This window comes from Comamonas sp. HJ-2 (assembly GCF_053615495.1).
This window is the reverse complement of record NZ_JBSIFD010000006.1, coordinates 1-17546: the sequence shown is the minus strand read 5'-3', so window position 1 is coordinate 17546 and position 17546 is coordinate 1. Positions and strand designations below refer to the sequence as shown.

Below are 17546 nucleotides of genomic sequence, written 5' to 3'. Positions count from 1 at the left end.
GCGCGGGCCGGCGCCCTGCAGCCCGCGCCCGGTCCTTGCCCCATGTTCCAGGCTCGAAGCCCCTGTTAAGGGCCGGGTCTGCTTGCATCACAGCCTCTGCTGCCTCAGCATCTGGACTTCCACCGATGAGCAGACAAGGAGCTGAAGATGGCTATGAATCCCGTTGGCTGGTTCGAGATCTACGTGCAGGACATGTCGCGCGCCAGGAGCTTCTACGAAGCCGTGCTGGGCTGTCAGCTGCAAGCGCTGGCCATGCCGGAAGGCGGCGAGCACCCCGATATGGAGATGTGGGCCTTCCCAGGGCAGCCGGATAACGCTGGTGCCACCGGAGCGCTGGTCCGCATGCCGGAATGCCCCTCTGGCGGCGGCGGCACGCTGGTCTATTTCGTCTGTGAAGACTGCGCCGAGCAGGCCGCCCGCGTTGCACGCAACGGCGGCAGCCTGCACCGCGACAAAGTCTCCATAGGCCCCTATGGATTTATTGCCCTGGCCATCGATACCGAAGGCAATATGTTTGGCCTGCACTCGATGAAATAGGGCTCGCGCCAGCCCACGAAAAAGGCCTGCCTCCGAGGAGGACAGGCCTTTTTTACGTGGCAAGCGGGCGCCATCAGGCCAGCAACTGCCTCAGCACATAGGGCAGGATGCCGCCATGGCGGTAGTAGTCCACCTCGATGGGGGTATCGATGCGCAGCTTCACGGTCACGGTTTTCTTGCTGCCATCGGGCCTGGTGATCACCAGCTGGGCATCGCTTTGCGGCGCCAGGTCGGCAGCCGGGATCACATCGATGAACTCCTCGCCCGTCAGACCCAAGGTTTGCCAGCTGTCATTGCCCTTGAACTGCAGCGGCAACACGCCCATGCCCACCAGATTGGAGCGGTGAATGCGCTCGAAGCTGCGCGCCACCACGGCCTTGATGCCCAGCAGTTGCGTGCCCTTGGCCGCCCAGTCGCGGCTGGAACCCGTGCCGTATTCCTCGCCGGCCAGTACCACCGTGGCACGGCCCGCGGCCTGGTATTTCATGGCCGCGTCGTAAATGGCCATCTTCTCGGCCCGGCCATGGTCGTCGCGGAACAGGGTGACACCGCCCTCCTCGCGCGAGCCGTCGCCTGCGGCGGGGATCATCAGATTCTTGATACGCACATTGGCAAAAGTGCCGCGCATCATCACCTCGTGGTTGCCCCGGCGCGAGCCATAGCTGTTGAAGTCGGCCTTGTGCACGCCATGCTCGAGCAACCACTTGCCTGCCGGCGAAGACTCCTTGATGGAGCCTGCGGGCGAGATATGGTCGGTGGTGATGGAATCACCGAACAAGGCCATGATGCGAGCACCGTGCACCGCGCTGGAGTTAGAGCCTTTCTGACCTGCAGCGCTGCCCCCGTCTTCGGGTGGTGCTTTCAAATCCAGAGCAAAGTCGGCAAAGAACGGCGGCTCGGCGATATAGGTGCTCTCGGGCCAGGTATAGGTGGCGCCCGTCACACCCCGAATCTTTTCCCAGAGCTTGCCCGGCTCGCTGGCCACCTGCTCGTAATTGCTGCGAAAGGCCTTGCCATTCATGGCGAACTTGAGCAGATCCTGAATCTCCTCGCTGCTGGGCCAGATGTCGCCCAGATACACATCCTTGCCGCCCTTGCCCTTGCCCACGGGCTCGGTCATCAGGTCTTTGCGCACCGTGCCGGCAATCGCATAAGCCACCACCAGCGGAGGGCTGGCCAGGAAGTTGGCCTTGATATTGGGGTGAATGCGGGCCTCGAAATTGCGGTTGCCCGAGAGCACGGCCGAGCAGACCAGATTGTTCTGCGTGATGACGGCATTGATCTCGGGGGTGAGATCACCGGCATTGCCGATGCAGGTGGTGCAGCCGTAGCCTGCCAGCGCAAAGCCCAGTTTTTCCAGGTAGGGCAGCAAGCCCGCCTCGGTCAGATAGCGGGTGACCAGGCGAGAGCCCGGGGCCAGCGAGGTCTTGATATGCGGCTTGACCTTGAGGCCTGCCTGCACCGCCTTCTTGGCCAGCAGGCCCGCCGCCAGCATGACGCTGGGGTTGGAGGTATTGGTGCAGCTGGTGATGGCTGCAATCAGCACATCGCCGCTGCCGATATCGAAGCTCTTTTCCGGCGCTGCAACCGCATGACTGGCATCAACAGCAATCGCACTGGCCTCGACCTTGCCGGTCTCGGGCGTGTTGCTCACCATCTCGGCCTTGTTGCGCTCCGCACCGGCCGACAGGGGTTTGCTCTCGGGCTGCAAGGCCTCGGGACCATCGGGGCTCACCACGTGGCGACGCACCAGCTGATCGGCTGGGAAATTGAAGCCATTCTGGGCCACGGGAGCGCTGAACAGCTCGTCGAACTGCCCTGCCACATGGCCGATCTCGATGCGGTCCTGCGGGCGCTTGGGCCCGGCCAGGCTCGGGGCCACCTTGCCCAGATCCAGCTTGACCACATGCGAGTAGTCGATTTCGCCGGCCTTGGGCACGCCAAACAGCTGCTGGGCCTTGAAGTAGGCTTCGAAGGCCTGAATCTCGCTCTTGGTACGTCCCGTTCCCTTGAAGTACTCGATGGTCTTTTCATCGATTGGGAAGAAACCCATGGTCGCCCCATACTCAGGAGCCATATTGCCGATGGTGGCGCGATCCGGCAGCGACAGGCTGCGCGTTCCTTCGCCAAAGAACTCGACGAACTTCCCGACCACTTTTTCCTTGCGCAGCAGCTCCGTGACGGTGAGCACCAGATCGGTGGCCGTCACGCCTTCGCGCAACTGGCCGGTCAGCTCGAAGCCCACCACATCGGGCGTGAGGAAGTACACGGGCTGGCCCAGCATGGCCGCCTCGGCCTCGATGCCGCCCACACCCCAGGCCACCACGCCTATGCCGTTGATCATGGTGGTATGGCTGTCGGTGCCGACCAGGGTGTCGGGGTAGTACACCGCATCACCCTTGCCGCTCCTGGCCTTGTGCACGCCGCGCGCCAGGTATTCCAGATTGACCTGGTGCACGATGCCGAAGCCCGGCGGCACGACACCGAAGGTGTCGAAGGCCTGCATGCCCCATTTCATGAACTGGTAGCGCTCCTGGTTGCGCTGGAACTCCAGCTTCATGTTCAGGTCCAGCGCCTTCTTGGTACCGAAGTAGTCCACCATGATGGAGTGGTCCACCACCAGGTCCACGGGCACCAGCGGCTCGATGGACTTGGGCTTCTTGCCCAACTTGGCAGCGGTGCTGCGCATGGCGGCCAGGTCGGCCAGCAAGGGCACGCCGGTGAAGTCCTGCAGCACCACGCGCGCGACGACAAACGGAATCTCGTCGACCCGCTCGGCCTTGGGTTGCCAGCGCGCCAGCTGCGCCACATGCTCCTCGGTGATCTTGTTGCCGTCACAGTTGCGCAGCACCGATTCGAGCACGATACGAATCGAGACCGGCAGGCGCTTGATCTCCGGGAACTGCTTGGCCAGGGCCGGCAAGGAATAGAACTTGCCCTTCTTGCCCTCGGCCAGTTCAAAGGACTTCAGGGTTTTGGCAAAAGCATGCGACATCGTGAGACTCTCCATGGACAGAACACAGGGAAAACGCTTTTGCATTCCATTGTGCACACAATGCCCATGAAAAGGGTGGGACAGGGCGCCGGCAACGCAAACCGGCTCAGATGGGCGCAAGAAAAGAAAGCACGCGCGGGGCGGGCTGGAGTCGCGCCGAAGCAATCTCAGGCGCCGGCGTCCGGCAGAAACTCCTCTCCTTCGCTCAAGGGCGCAAAGCGGTAGCTGGCCGGCGTGCGGCTGAGCTTGACCGGAGCGCCCAGCCCCTGGTATTGGCCCATCGTCACCACCATCTCGCGGTGCACGGTATGCGGATGCTCAAGCGCCTGAGCTACATCGAGCACCGGCGCGGCAGGCACGCCGATGGCCATCAGCTCGTCGGCAAGCTTCACGCCATCGAGCGGCGCAAACGCCTGCTCCAGCAAGGGCTTGAGCTCGGCACGATGGACGGAACGCTGGCCTGCGCTGGCAAAGCGCTCGTCCTGCGCCAGTCCCTCCTGCCCGACATGCTGGCACAGCAACCGGAACTGCCTGTCGTTGCCTACGGCCAGAAAGATGGGGGCACCGCCTGTGCTGAGAACGTCATAGGGATAGATATTGGGATGTGCATTGCCCGAACGCTGCGGCAGCTTGCGCCCCATGAACCAGTTGGCCGCATGGGGGTGGAGCAGCGACAGCCCGGAGTCGTAGAGCGAAGCATCCACCAGTTGCCCCTGTCCGCTGCGCCCCCGCTCGTGCAGGGCCAGCAGCACGCCTATGGTGGCATTCAGCCCCGTCACCATGTCCACCACCGGCAGTCCCACGCGCAGCGGGTCGCCGTCGGCTTCGCCATTGATGCTCATGATGCCGGCCATGGCCTGGATGGCGGCGTCGTAGCCGGGCAGGCTTCCCAAAGGGCCGTCGGCGCCGAAGCCCGTGACGCGGCACCAGATCAGATGCGGCAGCTCTTTGCGCATCTGCTCATAGCCTATGCCCCATTTCTCCATGGTGCCGACCTTGAAGTTCTCCACCACCACATCGGCCTCGGCCATCAAGGCGCGCACGCGCTGCTGGCCTTCGGGCGCGGACAGGTCGAGAAACTGGAGGCGCTTGTTGCGGTTCAAGCCGAAGTAGTAGGAGGCCACTCCGTCGCGAAACGGAGGCCCCCAGGTGCGGGTGTCATCGCCCTGCGGCGGCTCCACCTTGAGCACATCGGCGCCATGGTCGCCCAGTATCTGGCCGCAGAACGGCCCGCCGAGAATGCGTGACAGATCAAGCACCTTGACGCCCTGCAGGGCTCCGGCGCCAATCGTGGCTGGATTGTGCATGTTTCACTTTCCGACAGAATGCGGGCCCATGGCCTGCGTGTTGATCAAAGATTGCTCGTGGGCTTGCACCGCCAGTCGCGGCAACCCATGTCTCAGGCCAGAGGCTTTCGGCCCACGCTGCGCACCAACGCGCCCAGGCGCTGATGGATGGCATGGAAGCTCTGGTCCGCCTCTAGCTGCGAGGCAACAGGCTGGCGCAGGTGCTTGCCCTCCAGTTCCAGCTTGGCGCGGATTTCCGGATTCACCAGCGCCTGCCCTATGGCACTGCGCAGCGCGGCCACTCGGTCGGCGGGTGTGCCCTTTTTCACGAAGTAGCCAGCGCTGACCGTGTATTCGAAGTCGGGGCTGAGGCGGCTTTGCGATATCAGCGGCACATGGGTCAGCTCCTTGGGCAAGATCTTGGAAAAGCTGGTCAGAATCTTCAGTCGCCCCTGCTTGGCCATGCCTTCGAAACTTGCCTGATAAGGCAGGATGGCGAAGTCCACCTGCCCTCCTGCCAGGTCCTGCAGGGCCGGCGCGCCGCCCTTGTAGGGCACATGCAAAAACGGCAGCCTCAGTCTGGCTGCGAGAGCATCGCCCATGAGGTTGTACATGGAGTCCACTCCCACCGTGCCATAGGTCAGCGGGCCGTTCTTGCTGGCACGTGCATATTCGATGAACTCGTCATAGCTGTTGACCGGCAGCCTGCTCTTGACCATGAGCACTATGGGCGACTCCGTCGTGGGAGCGGCCAGCGTGAAGTCCCCCGGCTTGTAGCGCGCTGCCGTATTGAGCATGGGCGCCAGGAAGATCTCGTTGGCCGAACCATGGAAGAACATATAGCCGTCTGCAGGCGCGTTGAGCACCTTGGCTGCGGCAATCAGGCCCGTTCCGCCGCCCAGGTTCTCCACCACCACCTGCTGCCTGATGCTGCGGCCTATGGATTCGGCAAAGATGCGCGCCGCCACATCGCTGGCCCCGCCTGCGGGAAAAGGCACCATAAGGACCAGAGGCTTGGCCGGAAAGCTTTCTGCAGCCCGGACCCAGCTCGAACCTGCCGCCAGGGCAGCCGTCTGCCATAGCGTGTGCCGCATAAAGCCGCGGCGGTTCCATGTGTTCATCTCTTCTCTCCCGTTCAAGGTGCGACCGCTCAGGCCAGATAGCTTTGCACCAAGTGCGTCCAGAAGGCCGCACCTATGGGCAGGGCCTTGTCGTTGAAGTCGTACAGTGGGTTGTGCACCATGCAGCCTCCGTCCTCGCCCACGCCATTGCCCAGCCGGATATAGGCGCCGGGGCGCTTTTGCAGCATGTAGGCAAAGTCTTCGCTGCCCATGGTCGGCGTGCGCTCGCCCACCTTGTCCTCGCCCAGCAGGCGTATGGCCACCTGCCGCGCGTATTCGGTCTGGGCTGCGCAATTCACGAGCACCGGGTACTTGTGCACGTAGTCGATGTCGCAGCTGAGCTGATAGCTCTCGGCCTGGGCCTGCACAAAGGCCTTGATGCGCGTCTCCACCCAACTGCGCACGTCCGGGTGCAGGGCGCGCACGCCGATCTTGAGCACGGCGCTTTCAGGCACGATGTTGAAGACCTCGCCGGCCTGGATGGAGCCCACCGTGATCACGGCCGCCTGCTGGGCATCGATCTCGCGCGTGATGATGGATTGCAGACCCAGCACGATGCTGGCCGCGCACTGCATGCTGTCTATGCCGTGATGCGGCATGGCGCCATGGGCGCTGCGCCCGCGCAGCGTAACGGTCACGCGGTCGAACGAGGCCATGGCCGGTCCCTGGCTGATGGCCATCTGGCCCACGGGCAGGCCCGGTGCGTTGTGAAGCGCATAGATCTCGTCGCAGGGAAACAGCTCGAACAGGCCCTCGTCCACCATGCGCATGGCGCCGCCTTCGTTCTCCTCGGCCGGCTGGAAGATCAGGTTCAGCCTACCGTTGAAATCAAGCTTCTCGGCAACGTACTTTGCCGCGCACAGCAGGATGGCTGTATGTCCGTCATGACCGCAGGCGTGCATTTTCCCGGGCAGGCGGCTGGCGTAGTCCAGGCCTGTTCTTTCATGGATAGGCAAGGCATCCATGTCCGCGCGTATGCCCAGCGACTTGCTTCCCGAGCCCTTTTTGAGCACGCCGACCACACCGGTGACACCCAGGCCGCGGTGCACGGCATAGCCCCAGCGAGCCAGGGATTCGGCCACCATATCGCTGGTACGCGTCTCTTCGAAGGCAAGTTCGGGATGCGCATGAATGCTGCGGCGGATCTCCACGAACTCGGCAGCAACGGACTGCAGTTGGGCGAGCAGAAGGGAAGTTGAAGAAGTCATGGCTATGGATAGTTGAAATACCCGGGCTCATGTCTTGCGTGGGCTCTCGGGCAATGGCAGGCAGTGCGCAACAGTGTCCTCCTCACGGCCGAGGCGAGGAGTTTCGAAAAGTTCTAACACGTCCACCCTTCGATGGCATGCCTGCCGACAGCGCCATCAGTCAAGCTTCACGCCGGCCTTTTGCACCACCTCGCTCCATTTGTCGAGCTCGCTCTTCACGAAGCCGGCCAGATAGGCGGGCTGGGTATCCGCGCCGCGCTCCAGGCCCTGGGCCGCAAAGGCTTTCTTCACATTCTCGGAATCCAGCGCCTTGGCATAGGCCTGATTGAGCAACTCCACCCGCTCCACCGGCATGCTCTTGGGGCCGACCACGCCGAAGAACACGCTCACGTCGTAGCCGGCCAGACCCTGCTCGGCGATCGTGGGGATCTGGGGCATGGCGCTGGAGCGTTTGGCCGTGGCCACGCCAAGGGCCTTGACCTTGCCGGCCTTGATATAGGGCATGGCCGTGAGGATGTCGGTGAAACTCATGTCCACCTGACCGGCCAGCAGGTCGTTAAGCGCCGGCCCGGTGCCCCTGTAGGGCACATGCTGCAGCTGGGTGCCGGCCAGGCCGTTGAACAGCACACCCGCCAGATGGGATGAAGCGCCATTGCCCGAAGACGCGAAATTGAGCTTGCCGGGCTTGCTCTTGTCCAGCGCGATCAGCTCCTTGACGTTGCTGACGCCCAAATCCGGCCGAACCACCAGCACATTGGGCAGATAGCCAACGTAGATGATGGGCGTGAAGCTGGTGCGCGGGTCGTAGCTGATGGACTTGTACAGCGGTTTGTTGATGGCCAGCGGACCCGAAGTCCCGAACATCAGCGTATAGCCGTCAGGCTTGGCACGTGCCACGAAGTCCGCTCCGATATTGCCGCCGGCGCCGGCCTTGTTCTCCACGATCACGCTCTGGCCCAGCTCCTTGGTCAGCTCGGCAGCCAGAATGCGTGCCATGGCGTCGGTTGGGCCGCCAGGCGGAAACGGCACGAGGAACGTGATGGGGCGTGTCGGGTATTTTTCCTGGGCAAGTGCGGGCAGTGCTGCCGACAGGGCGGCGGATGCCATCAGGCCCAGCGCTGCGCGTCTGGCTTTATGCATGTCTGTCTCCTTGGAAGGGTGTTGCCGATGAACCGGGAAAATCACTGCGGGGTGCCGCTGGCAACGGCCTTGAAGCGCTCCATGCGCGTCTTCTCGCGTGCGTAGGCGCTCCTCGCGTACTGCTCGAACTCTTGCGGACTGCGGTAGTTCAGCGGCTGATTGAGTTGTTCGAGGATCTTGCGCCCCTGCGCCGACTCCAGCCCCGCCTTGAAGGCGTCATGAATGATGCGCAGCCGCGCCGGTGCCAGGCCGGCAGGGGCGGCAATGCCATAGGGCGACTCGATCACCGCGTCCACGCCCAGCTCCCTCAAAGTGGGCACCTGAGGGAACTGCGGAACACGGCTGGACGTGAACATCGCCAGGTAGCGCAATCGGCCCGACTGGATATGCTGGGAGGCTACGCCGGAGAGCACGCCCGCATCGATGTGGCCGCCCAGCAGGTCGCTGGCCTGCTCCGAGTCTCCCTTGTAGGGCACGCGATTGAGCTGCAGGCCCGTGGACTGCACCAGCTCACTGAGTACGATGCTGGGCGTTTGCACCGGACCGGCCGCACCGACGGAGATCTGGCCGGGACGCCTGCTCGCATCTTCGGCAAACTCCTTCCAGCTCTTCCACGGTGCTTCCCGACGCACAGCCAGCCCGAAGGTGTAGTCGGTCATGCCGATCACGTAGCTCAACTTCAGGGGGTCGAAGCTCACCCGGTTCAGATACGGTTCGCGATAGACACTGGCAGGCAGCACCGCCAGGGTGTAGCCATCCGGCTGAGCCCGCGCCAGCTCCACCGCACCAAACGTGCCGTTGGCGCCTGGCTTGTTCTCTATGACCACCAGTTGCCCCAACAGCTGCGAGGCTTGCTGTGCCACCACCCGCAAATGCGCGTCCGTCGGTCCGCCGGCACCATAGGGAACCACCAGGCGAATCGGCCGAGCCGGATAGGATTCGCTCTGAGCCTGCGCGGCAGAATGGGCTGCCGCCAACAGGACTGCACCCGAGGCTGCGGCCAGCAGCCGTCGGCGCTCTCTTGCGTGATTGCGCATACTTGTCTCCTTGCAGAAATAATCCGAGAGCCGATAACACCTTTTTCACGAAGCGTTTCAGCCGTTTCTTCTACTTATTTCAAGGCCGCCGGCAATCACTCCAGCCACTGCGCCGGCACGGCAGCCGCATCGTCCAGCGGATCGCGCGGCAGCACACGGTGCAGCAGCACCAGTTGCGACAGGCGCAGGCGCTCGGCCGAGCCGGTCTGTGCGGCTTCCCAAGCCATGGCGATGGCCGTGGTGCAGTTGTAGAGAGCTGTGGCGGCCTGGCGGGCCAGCACTTCGCCACCGTCCTGAGCGGCCCTGTCGGCCAGGATGCTGGCGCGGGCCAATGCATCTTCCAGCGCCTGGCGGTAACCGGGCACCAGGCGGGCATGATCGAGCAAGCCATGCAGATACTGCTGCAGCACAGGCAACGAGCCTTCGCGCTTGATGGCGCGGATCACGTCCAGCGCCACGATATTGCTTGTACCTTCCCAGATGGAGCCCAGGTGGGCATCGCGCACCAGGCGCGGATCGCTCCACTCCTCGATATAGCCGCAGCCGCCGCGCACTTCCATCGCATCGCCGGTGACCTTGCGTGCATCGCGGCAGGCGCGGAACTTGATCAGCGGCGTCAGAATGCGCAGCAGCGCATAGGCATCCGGCTGGCCCGCATCGGAGCGCATCAGCGTCTGCGCGGTCTGGAACACCATGGTGCGCGCCTGCTCGGCGGGCACGCGCAGCTTGTCCAGCTGGCGCTGCATCAGCGGCATCTGCTCCAGGCGCTTGCCAAAGGCAATGCGTTCATGGGCGATGAATTCGGCCTCGGCCACAGCGCGGCGCATCATGCCGGCGGAGCGCACACCGTTGGACAAACGCGAGTTGTTGACCATGTCGGCCATCTGCACAAAGCCTCGGCCCTGCTCGCCCACGAGATAGGCCACGGCGCCGTCCATGCGGATCTCGCCGCTGGCCATGGACTTGGTGCCCAGCTTGTCCTTGAGGCGGATGATGCGGTAGCGATTGGTGCTGCCATCGTCCAGGGAACGCGGCAGCAGAAACAGCGAGATGCCCTTCATGCCCGGCGCCCCGCCCTCCACACGAGCCAGCACCATGGCGAACTCGGCATCGGGGTTGGAACAGAACCACTTGTCGCCGGTGAGAAGCCAGGAGCCGTCGGCCTGAGGGGCGGCCATAGTCAGCGTGCCCGCGATGTCCGAGCCTGCGGCCTGCTCGGTCATGAACATCGCGCCCTGAGCCTGGTTCTCCCAATCCAGTGAGAGCAGCTGAGGCAAATACTTGTCCACCAGCTCGGGGGTACCGTACTTCTTGAGCGTGCGCGTCAGCGAATCGGTCATGGACAACGGGCAGCACAGACCGAACTCGGACTGCACGAACAGAAAGGTCAGTGCGTACTTGACGATGGGCGGCATCTTGCCGCTCCAGCCCAGCATGTCTTCCCGGTGAGAAATGGCTTGCAGGCCGAACTCTCCGTAAGCGATGCGCTCAAGCTCTTCATAGGCTGGATGCTTGATGATGCGCTGGCTGTCCTGGCCGGCGCGGCTGCGGTGCTCGAGCGTGGGCGGATTCCTGTCGGCCATGCCGGCCAGCTCGTCGATGCGCCCACCGGCCAACTCGCCCATGCGCTGCAGATAGGGCTGCAGATGGGCCAGCAGATCGGCTGGCAGATAAAGCGCCAGCAGCGACTGCAACTCAGGATCGGTGGCATAGAAATTGGCACCGTGGCGGTCAGGCACGGGATGGGCTGCAGCGCGGACAGCCTGGGCCACGGCATGCACCTGGCTCTTATCGTTGGCGGACATGAACGTCTCCTGCTGAATTCGAATATCCCTGAGGAGCTGAGCCCCCTCTCATCGGAAAGAGGACGACAACCTCGCGACAGGGCTTACCTTGCTTGCCGTCTCTGGGTTCGGCCATGACGAATTCAGGCGATATGTACCGCACACAGAGCCGGCAATGGAGGCAAGGACTGCCACGAATTTCAGCACCCTCATATATTCACGTCAAATATTATTAAAATCTTTATCAATACTTTTTAAATATCAATAAATCATGGAACTGAGGTTGCTGCACTACTTCGTCACCCTCGCCGAAGAACTTCATTTCAGCCGTGCGGCGCAGCGGCTGTCGATCTCCCAGCCCCCGCTGTCCGTTGCCATCAAGCAGCTGGAGCAGGAACTGCAGGCCCAGTTGTTCGAGCGCAGCAGCAAGGGCGTACGGTTGACTGCGGCCGGTGAACATTTGCTGGACAAGGCACGCCAGCTATTGGCTCTGAGTCAGCAGGCCGCACAGGAAACGCGCGACGTGGCCCAGGGCACGCGCGGCCATCTGCGCCTGGGCTTCGTGGGGTCGAGCCTGTACCGCGGTTTGCCACAGGCGCTGGAGCAGTTCCAGCACGACCACCCCCTGGTGCGCGTGGACATGCTTGAGGCCAACAGCGCAGAGCAAATCCTGGACCTGCAGCAAATGCGGCTGGACATGGCCCTGGTCCACTCCATACAGCCGCCCGAAGGAATTGCCAGCCGGCTGCTGATGGAAGAGCCTTTCGTGGTCTGCCTGCCCGACCGCCACCCGCTGCAGGCCAGCGCCGCCATCGATCTGGCCGAACTCAAAAACGACCGTCTGATCCTGTTCTCCAGCCTGGTCTCGCCTACCTATCACCAGCGCATCTACGAGATGTGCCTGGCCCATGGCTTCGCACCCGAAGTACGCCACGAGGTACGGCACTGGCTGTCGGTGATCTCGCTGGTTTCGCTGGGTCAGGGCGTGGCACTGGTACCCCAGGCGCTGACACGCGTGGGCATGCCGCGCCTGGTGTTCCGCCCGCTCAAAGGCTCGCACCCATCATCAGAGATGCTCGCCATGTGGCGGCGTACACCGGCCAATCCGCTGGTGCAGGCATTGCTGGCCTGCCTGCAGCAGGCCGTGACGGAACTATGAGGCCAAGTCAGGACTGATCATCGCTGACCGGCAGGCCTGCCCGGATCTGTTTCAACGCTTCACCGCCGAATTCTTCGAGATAGCATTGACTGCTCACAAGGAACGCTTATTTGCATGGAAATAAGGGGCCAGGACAATTTACACAACTCCGGGCAATTCATCCTGCCACTTGGCTAGTGAATGGGAAGCCGGTCACGCGCTTGGCTCGGGGGGGAGCGTAGGTACGGACCTTGGAAGTGCTCAGGCCCAGGCGCACGAGCGACTCGGCAATGGTCACGGCCGCGGCTACTCCATCGACCACTGGTACACCGGTCAGTTCACGAATCCTGGCATCCAGTTCAGCCATGCCTCCACAGCCGAGGCAAATGACTTCAGCATGGTCTTCGCTGACGGCAAGGCTGGCTTGACGAACAATCGCTTCAACCGCGCGCTCGGGTTGAGTTTCCAACTCCAGCACAGCCATGCCGCTGGCGCGAACCGATGCACAGCGCTCGTCCAGGCCGGCAAGCTTGAGCCGATCCTCGATCAATGGCACAGCCCGATCCAGCGTCGTGACCACCGAGTATTTGTGGCCCAGGAACATGGCCGCGGTGGCCGCTGCCTCGGTGATGTCCACCACGGGAACGTCCAGCAACTCCTGCAGGCCCTCGCGGCCATGTTCACCGTAGCCGGCTTGAATGACTGCATCAAAGGGTTGTCCATAGCTCATCACGGCATCCATCACACCTACCGCGGCAAGATAGCTCTCAAAATTCCCCTCGACCGATTCGGCACCAAAGCGCGGGGTCAGCGCGACTATCTCTGTTCCAGGCGCAGCAACCTTCCGAGCTTGCATGCCAATGGCATGGGTCATCGACTCGGTGGTGTTCACGTTCACGATCAAAATGCGCATGATTTTCAACTTTCCTTCTCAGTGTTTGGCGGAGGCTACGGAAATGGCTTCGCCATCCTGGTCTTCGTAGGTGAGACCTTTCGGTGCAACCATCCAATAGAACAAGGCACCCAGTCCGGCTGCGATGAACCAGGAGAACTGGGACAGCGATTGCAGCGTCGGCAGGAATGCAAAGAGCAGCGAGATCAGGGATGAAGGAATCAGGGCCTGAATTGCCTTGGGGTTGATGCCATTGCGGTAGTGATAAGGGCCTGCAGGGTCGTGTGTATAGAGAGCCGGAACGTTCACGCGCTGTTTGCGGATCAGCCAGTAGTCAGCCATCACGATGCCGAACAGCGGTCCCAGAAATGAACCCAGCCCTCCCAGGAAGTAGACGATGACCAGCGGAGAGTTGTAGAGATTCCAGGGCAGGATCACGAAACCGAGAACCGCACTGACAAGCGCTGCCCGGCGGAAGTTCAGATGCCGGGGCATGAGGTTTGCCAACGCCAGGGCAGGAGCCACGAAATTGGCCATCAGGTTCACGGCGATGGTCAGGATCAGCAGCGAAAGACTGGCCAACATCAACAGCGGCTTGTTGGGAATGTTCTGGACGATGTCGGTCGGGCTTTGAATCAGCGTGCCGTCGATGGCAAGCTGGCCGCCTGTCAGGATGACCACGATCAAGCCGAAGATCAGCATATTGATCGGGATGCCCCAGAAATTGCCTTTCACCACGGCGCTGCTTGAGGTGGCTGCGCGTGTGAAATCACAGAAGTTCAGCACGAAGGTGCCGTAGATCGCCACCCATAGCGAAGCCGCGCCCAGGATCTGCAGCCACATGGCTCCGCCGCTGCTTGCAAATGGGGCAGACCAATGCAGAGTCCATTTGGCGCTGTAGAAGATCCATCCTGCCAGGGCAATGAAAGTCAACAGAATTACAGGTCCGGCAAAGGCCTCGTACTTTCGGATGCTCTCCATGCCCCAGCAGGCAATGAGAACCTGCACAACCCACAGGATGGAAAAGCTGATCCAGCCCAGCAATGGCAGGCCCAGCACGACTTGCTCTTTCAGCGACTGCAAGCCGGGAAACAGCGTGATCAGCATCACGTCGAGGACCATGGATGCCAGGTAGGTTTGAATGCCGAACCACGCAATGGCGACTCCGCCGCGGATCAATGCTGGAATCTGCGCACCGCGTGTACCAAAGCTGATGCGGCTCATCACCGGAAAGGGAATCCCTGTACGGGTCCCCATAAAGCCCGAGAGGGACAGCAGCACGAACAGAAATGCAGCCCCCAGCAGAAGCGCCATCAGAATCTGGTGTCCTCCCAGCCCAAGCGTGAAAAGACCGATGGCAAACGCGTAGTTGCCGAGGCTGTGTACATCGTTGGCCCAAAGAGTGAACAGGCTGTAGCTCCCCCAGGTACGCCCCTCTTTCGAGGTAGGTGCCAGATCGTGGTTGTACAGCGCCGGAGAAACTCCGGCCGGCAAGCCTTTATCTCGCTTTGGGCTGGTGGTGTTGGCCCCCGAGGTTAGTGACTCACCATGGGTGTCCAGTACTAGGTTGTTCATATGCCGCCTTCCATCAGGGTGCTCCATGGAGCCCCTTTGCCATGACCTCATTTCGGCTGAGCGGGTCATGCTTGTCTACCGTTATTAGCGGCTACGGGCGACGCAGGCCTGCAGCCATGTTTTCGCTGCTGAAGAGCTGTGATGCTTATGAAGCGAATCGAATCTGCCTCATGTCCACAGCTTCAGCAAGCTTGTCCAGAAATGCTTTGAACACATCGCTGACATGCATGCAATGTATACAAGACATGAATTCAAGATGCTAGTAGGAACCCTGGTTCTATCGGCCAGAGACATTGATTCGATGGAGTCCTCAGATGGGAGGACGAACGGTCAGTAGCAGGCGCAGCAAGCCCTGGCGTGCATTTCTGCACTGGGCGAGGTGCTGAAACCTACACTTTGATCATGGCTGTTTTGCGTAGACGCCTATCTATGCACCTCTCCACGATCCGCGCTGAGCAAAGCCAGGTTGCTGTGCGTATCAAGAGGCCATAGAAAATACTCTCGAAGTCACACACCGGAATGAGTACCAGTAGTCACTGCTCAGTTGTTGCAAAGCCGGCATTCAGCCCGCGTCCATCGCAGCAATATCGCCCGCCAGTGAGCAATCGGCGCTGATGCACCCATGGCTTTGAGATCCGTTGCGATGCCGGGCAGGACAGTGAGCGCTGCATTCACCAAGAACGGCAGCAGTCGAGGTAGATGGATAGTCCATTCGGCGGGCAATGCGGAGACCAGCGCTTTGTTGCGATCGGTGGCGTTGGCAATTCTTGCTGGAAGAGCATTCCACGATGCGATGGCTATCCATGTGGTTTCATGGCCCTGATTGAAACCGTTCCGGCGTCTATCCGCAACGCGAGCCATTCCAGGTCTTGGTCGAGGAACTGGCATAGCGCCGGTGCCATGATCACCATGGGCCGAGGCGGCTCCTTGATGAATGCTGCCGGGCACGATCAGCGAATGCGTAAGTCATCACCGGCACAGATGGCGAGCTCAATCGCTCCCTGGTAGGGACAAGCACTTCAAGCCTCAATATTGGCTCGCCGCAAAGTGTTGGGAGCTCGAGATCGGCAAAGCGGCCGAGCGGCTCAACCAGGCCGGATCCCGCCAAGGACTCCCATCGACTTTGAAACGCCTATTTGGCTGAAGACGAATCTTCAGGAGCCAGAATGGAGCGGAGTCGGTTGCGTGCTCCGCGACGACCGATCAGGCTTTCATCAAGGCGCGATGCCAATGCATCGATGTGAGCAATCATTAATTGTTCAGCCCGCAGATTGTCTCCAGCCGCCAGCGCCTCAACAATGGCGGCGTGATCGTCATTGAAGACTCTGGCCTCGGTCTTCGATTGGTATAGATCTGAAATCAGAGTTGTTCGTGCCGAGAGATCGACCATCATAGAAGTCAGGAACCGATTGCCCAGACACTCTGCCAGGCAAATATGAAAGTCGGCCAGCAGCCAGCTGCGGGCTTCTGCGTCCCCACAGGCAATGGCTTTGCGCTCTTCGGCGATGTGCTTGCGCAGGCGTTTCAGTGTTGCCTGCAAGGGTTGACCAGCATCACGCAGCATGCCCGGCTCAACGACGCGCCTCGCTGCATAGGTTTCCTGAGCCTCCTCAAACGAAGGCTCTGCAACATACCAGCCAACCCTGGAGCGGACCTCCACAAATCCCCGGGTCTGAAGGTGCATCAAGGCCTCGCGGACCAGGGTGCGGCTGACCTGAAACAAGTCCGCAATGTCTTGTTCACCCAGTTTCTCTCCCGGACGAAGCTTGGCTGTCAGGATCGACTCTATGAGACGCTCGGCGATCTTGGTTTTGGTGATGACTGGAGTACTCATTAAATTGATTTTATGCGACCGAGCTGTTACGAAGTTGAGGATAGGAAGCGTCAATAAATTCGACCATGCCCGCAATGGCAGGTGATAAATCTTGCGCTCCAGAGAGCATGTTGCGGAGCTGGCTGAAGGAGGAGCGTAAGTTAAATATGCCTGGCGGGCTATTCGTCTTTCTTCTCCTGCGATTGCCTCAAGAAACGTCCGATATACCTTAAGGGAGAACACCTAGCTTTTCCTCAATCAATCTTGTATACAAGTGTTGAGTTCAAGATTTATGATGAAGCAATGGAAACCTCACTCACCTGGTCCATTGCAGAAAGTCTGACCAAAGCAATTGTTGAACATCGACTGATGCCCGGCACCAAGTTGTCGGAACAGAAGCTGGCCAATCATTTTGGTGTTTCCCGCACTCTCGTTCGCCAGGCTTTGTTTCAGGCATCACAGAACCGGCTGATCACGCTCGAGCCCACGCGCGGTGCCTTTGTGGCCACGCCCTCGGTTGAAGAAGCGCGCCAGGTCTTTGCCGTGCGTCGCATGCTCGAAGCCGAAATGGTGCGCAATTTCGCCGCGCAGCAGACACCCTCCCGCTTGTTGGAGCTCAAAGCGCATGTGGCTGCCGAAAGGAAGGCCATGGAAGCCAATGACGTGGGCCAGTGCACCGAGCTGCTGGGCGACTTCCATGTGCGCATGGCCGAGCTCATGGGCAACGAGGTGCTGGCTCAACTGCTGGGCGAGCTGATTTCCCGCTGCGCATTGATCACTCTGATGTACCAGTCTGCATCGGCGGCCGAGCATTCGCACGAAGAACATGCCGACATCGTGACCGCACTGGCTGCGGGCGATGCCGAATATGCGGTGCAGCTGATGCAGTTGCACCTCGATCACATGGAAGAAGGTCTGTCCTTTAACCGTACTTTGCCAACGCACGATTTGTCGATGGCACTTTCATCCGTATCCCTATGACTTACGATTCCACCGCCTCCTACCCACGCGACCTGATTG

Annotated in this window: 14 protein-coding genes; 3 read left to right on the top strand and 11 right to left on the bottom strand. The window is 61.2% G+C overall.

What is annotated here, in order from left to right; translation table 11 throughout:
- The first annotated feature begins 147 nt into the window (after positions 1–147).
- A complete protein-coding gene (locus ACWGXF_RS07045; protein WP_012839226.1) occupies positions 148–537 on the top strand; it encodes a VOC family protein in 390 nt (129 codons plus the stop codon).
- A 73-nt stretch (positions 538–610) separates the two neighbouring features.
- On the opposite strand, the gene ACWGXF_RS07040 is transcribed toward ACWGXF_RS07045, so the two are convergent.
- From ACWGXF_RS07040 to ACWGXF_RS07010, 7 genes are all read right to left on the bottom strand, one after another.
- Positions 611–3532 (bottom strand): aconitate hydratase, encoded by a 2922-nt coding sequence (locus ACWGXF_RS07040; RefSeq protein WP_452101809.1) that lies wholly within the window; start codon positions 3530–3532, stop codon positions 611–613.
- A gap of 167 nt (positions 3533–3699) precedes the next feature.
- On the bottom strand, positions 3700–4839 hold the full coding sequence (locus ACWGXF_RS07035; protein ID WP_256630982.1) for a CaiB/BaiF CoA transferase family protein: 1140 nt from the start codon (positions 4837–4839) through the stop codon (positions 3700–3702).
- A gap of 92 nt (positions 4840–4931) precedes the next feature.
- A complete protein-coding gene (locus ACWGXF_RS07030; RefSeq protein ID WP_256630983.1) occupies positions 4932–5939 on the bottom strand; it encodes a tripartite tricarboxylate transporter substrate binding protein in 1008 nt (335 codons plus the stop codon).
- Positions 5940–5968: 29 nt separating this feature from the next.
- Positions 5969–7147, bottom strand: coding sequence for a M20 aminoacylase family protein (locus ACWGXF_RS07025; protein ID WP_256630984.1), 1179 nt, complete (start codon positions 7145–7147; stop codon positions 5969–5971).
- Between the two features lie 156 nt (positions 7148–7303).
- Positions 7304–8287, bottom strand: a complete 984-nt coding sequence (locus ACWGXF_RS07020) for a Bug family tripartite tricarboxylate transporter substrate binding protein (protein WP_012839232.1) — start codon at positions 8285–8287, stop codon at positions 7304–7306.
- A gap of 41 nt (positions 8288–8328) precedes the next feature.
- Positions 8329–9324: a tripartite tricarboxylate transporter substrate binding protein gene (locus tag ACWGXF_RS07015; RefSeq protein WP_256630985.1), complete on the bottom strand. Its 996-nt coding sequence runs from the start codon at positions 9322–9324 to the stop codon at positions 8329–8331.
- Between the two features lie 95 nt (positions 9325–9419).
- Positions 9420–11129, bottom strand: coding sequence for an acyl-CoA dehydrogenase family protein (locus ACWGXF_RS07010; RefSeq protein ID WP_452101808.1), 1710 nt, complete (start codon positions 11127–11129; stop codon positions 9420–9422).
- Positions 11130–11379: 250 nt separating this feature from the next.
- On the opposite strand from ACWGXF_RS07010, the gene ACWGXF_RS07005 reads away from it, so the two are divergent.
- On the top strand, positions 11380–12267 hold the full coding sequence (locus ACWGXF_RS07005; RefSeq protein ID WP_039048756.1) for a LysR family transcriptional regulator: 888 nt from the start codon (positions 11380–11382) through the stop codon (positions 12265–12267).
- A gap of 157 nt (positions 12268–12424) precedes the next feature.
- On the opposite strand, the gene ACWGXF_RS07000 is transcribed toward ACWGXF_RS07005, so the two are convergent.
- From ACWGXF_RS07000 to ACWGXF_RS06985, 4 genes are all read right to left on the bottom strand, one after another.
- Positions 12425–13159, bottom strand: a complete 735-nt coding sequence (locus ACWGXF_RS07000; protein ID WP_003063973.1) for an aspartate/glutamate racemase family protein — start codon at positions 13157–13159, stop codon at positions 12425–12427.
- Between the two features lie 18 nt (positions 13160–13177).
- Positions 13178–14713 carry an NCS1 family nucleobase:cation symporter-1 gene (locus ACWGXF_RS06995; RefSeq protein ID WP_034378444.1) on the bottom strand — a complete coding sequence of 512 codons (1536 nt, stop codon included), beginning with the start codon at positions 14711–14713 and terminating at the stop codon, positions 13178–13180.
- A 540-nt stretch (positions 14714–15253) separates the two neighbouring features.
- Entirely contained in the window at positions 15254–15574 is a 321-nt protein-coding gene (locus ACWGXF_RS06990; protein WP_452101807.1) for a hypothetical protein, read from the bottom strand.
- Positions 15575–15845: 271 nt separating this feature from the next.
- Positions 15846–16547, bottom strand: coding sequence for a GntR family transcriptional regulator (locus ACWGXF_RS06985; protein WP_003063980.1), 702 nt, complete (start codon positions 16545–16547; stop codon positions 15846–15848).
- 282 nt (positions 16548–16829) lie between these two features.
- Between ACWGXF_RS06985 and ACWGXF_RS06980 the strand changes: the two genes are divergently transcribed.
- Positions 16830–17507, top strand: a complete 678-nt coding sequence (locus ACWGXF_RS06980) for a GntR family transcriptional regulator (RefSeq protein WP_452101806.1) — start codon at positions 16830–16832, stop codon at positions 17505–17507.
- Positions 17508–17546 lie beyond the last annotated feature (39 nt).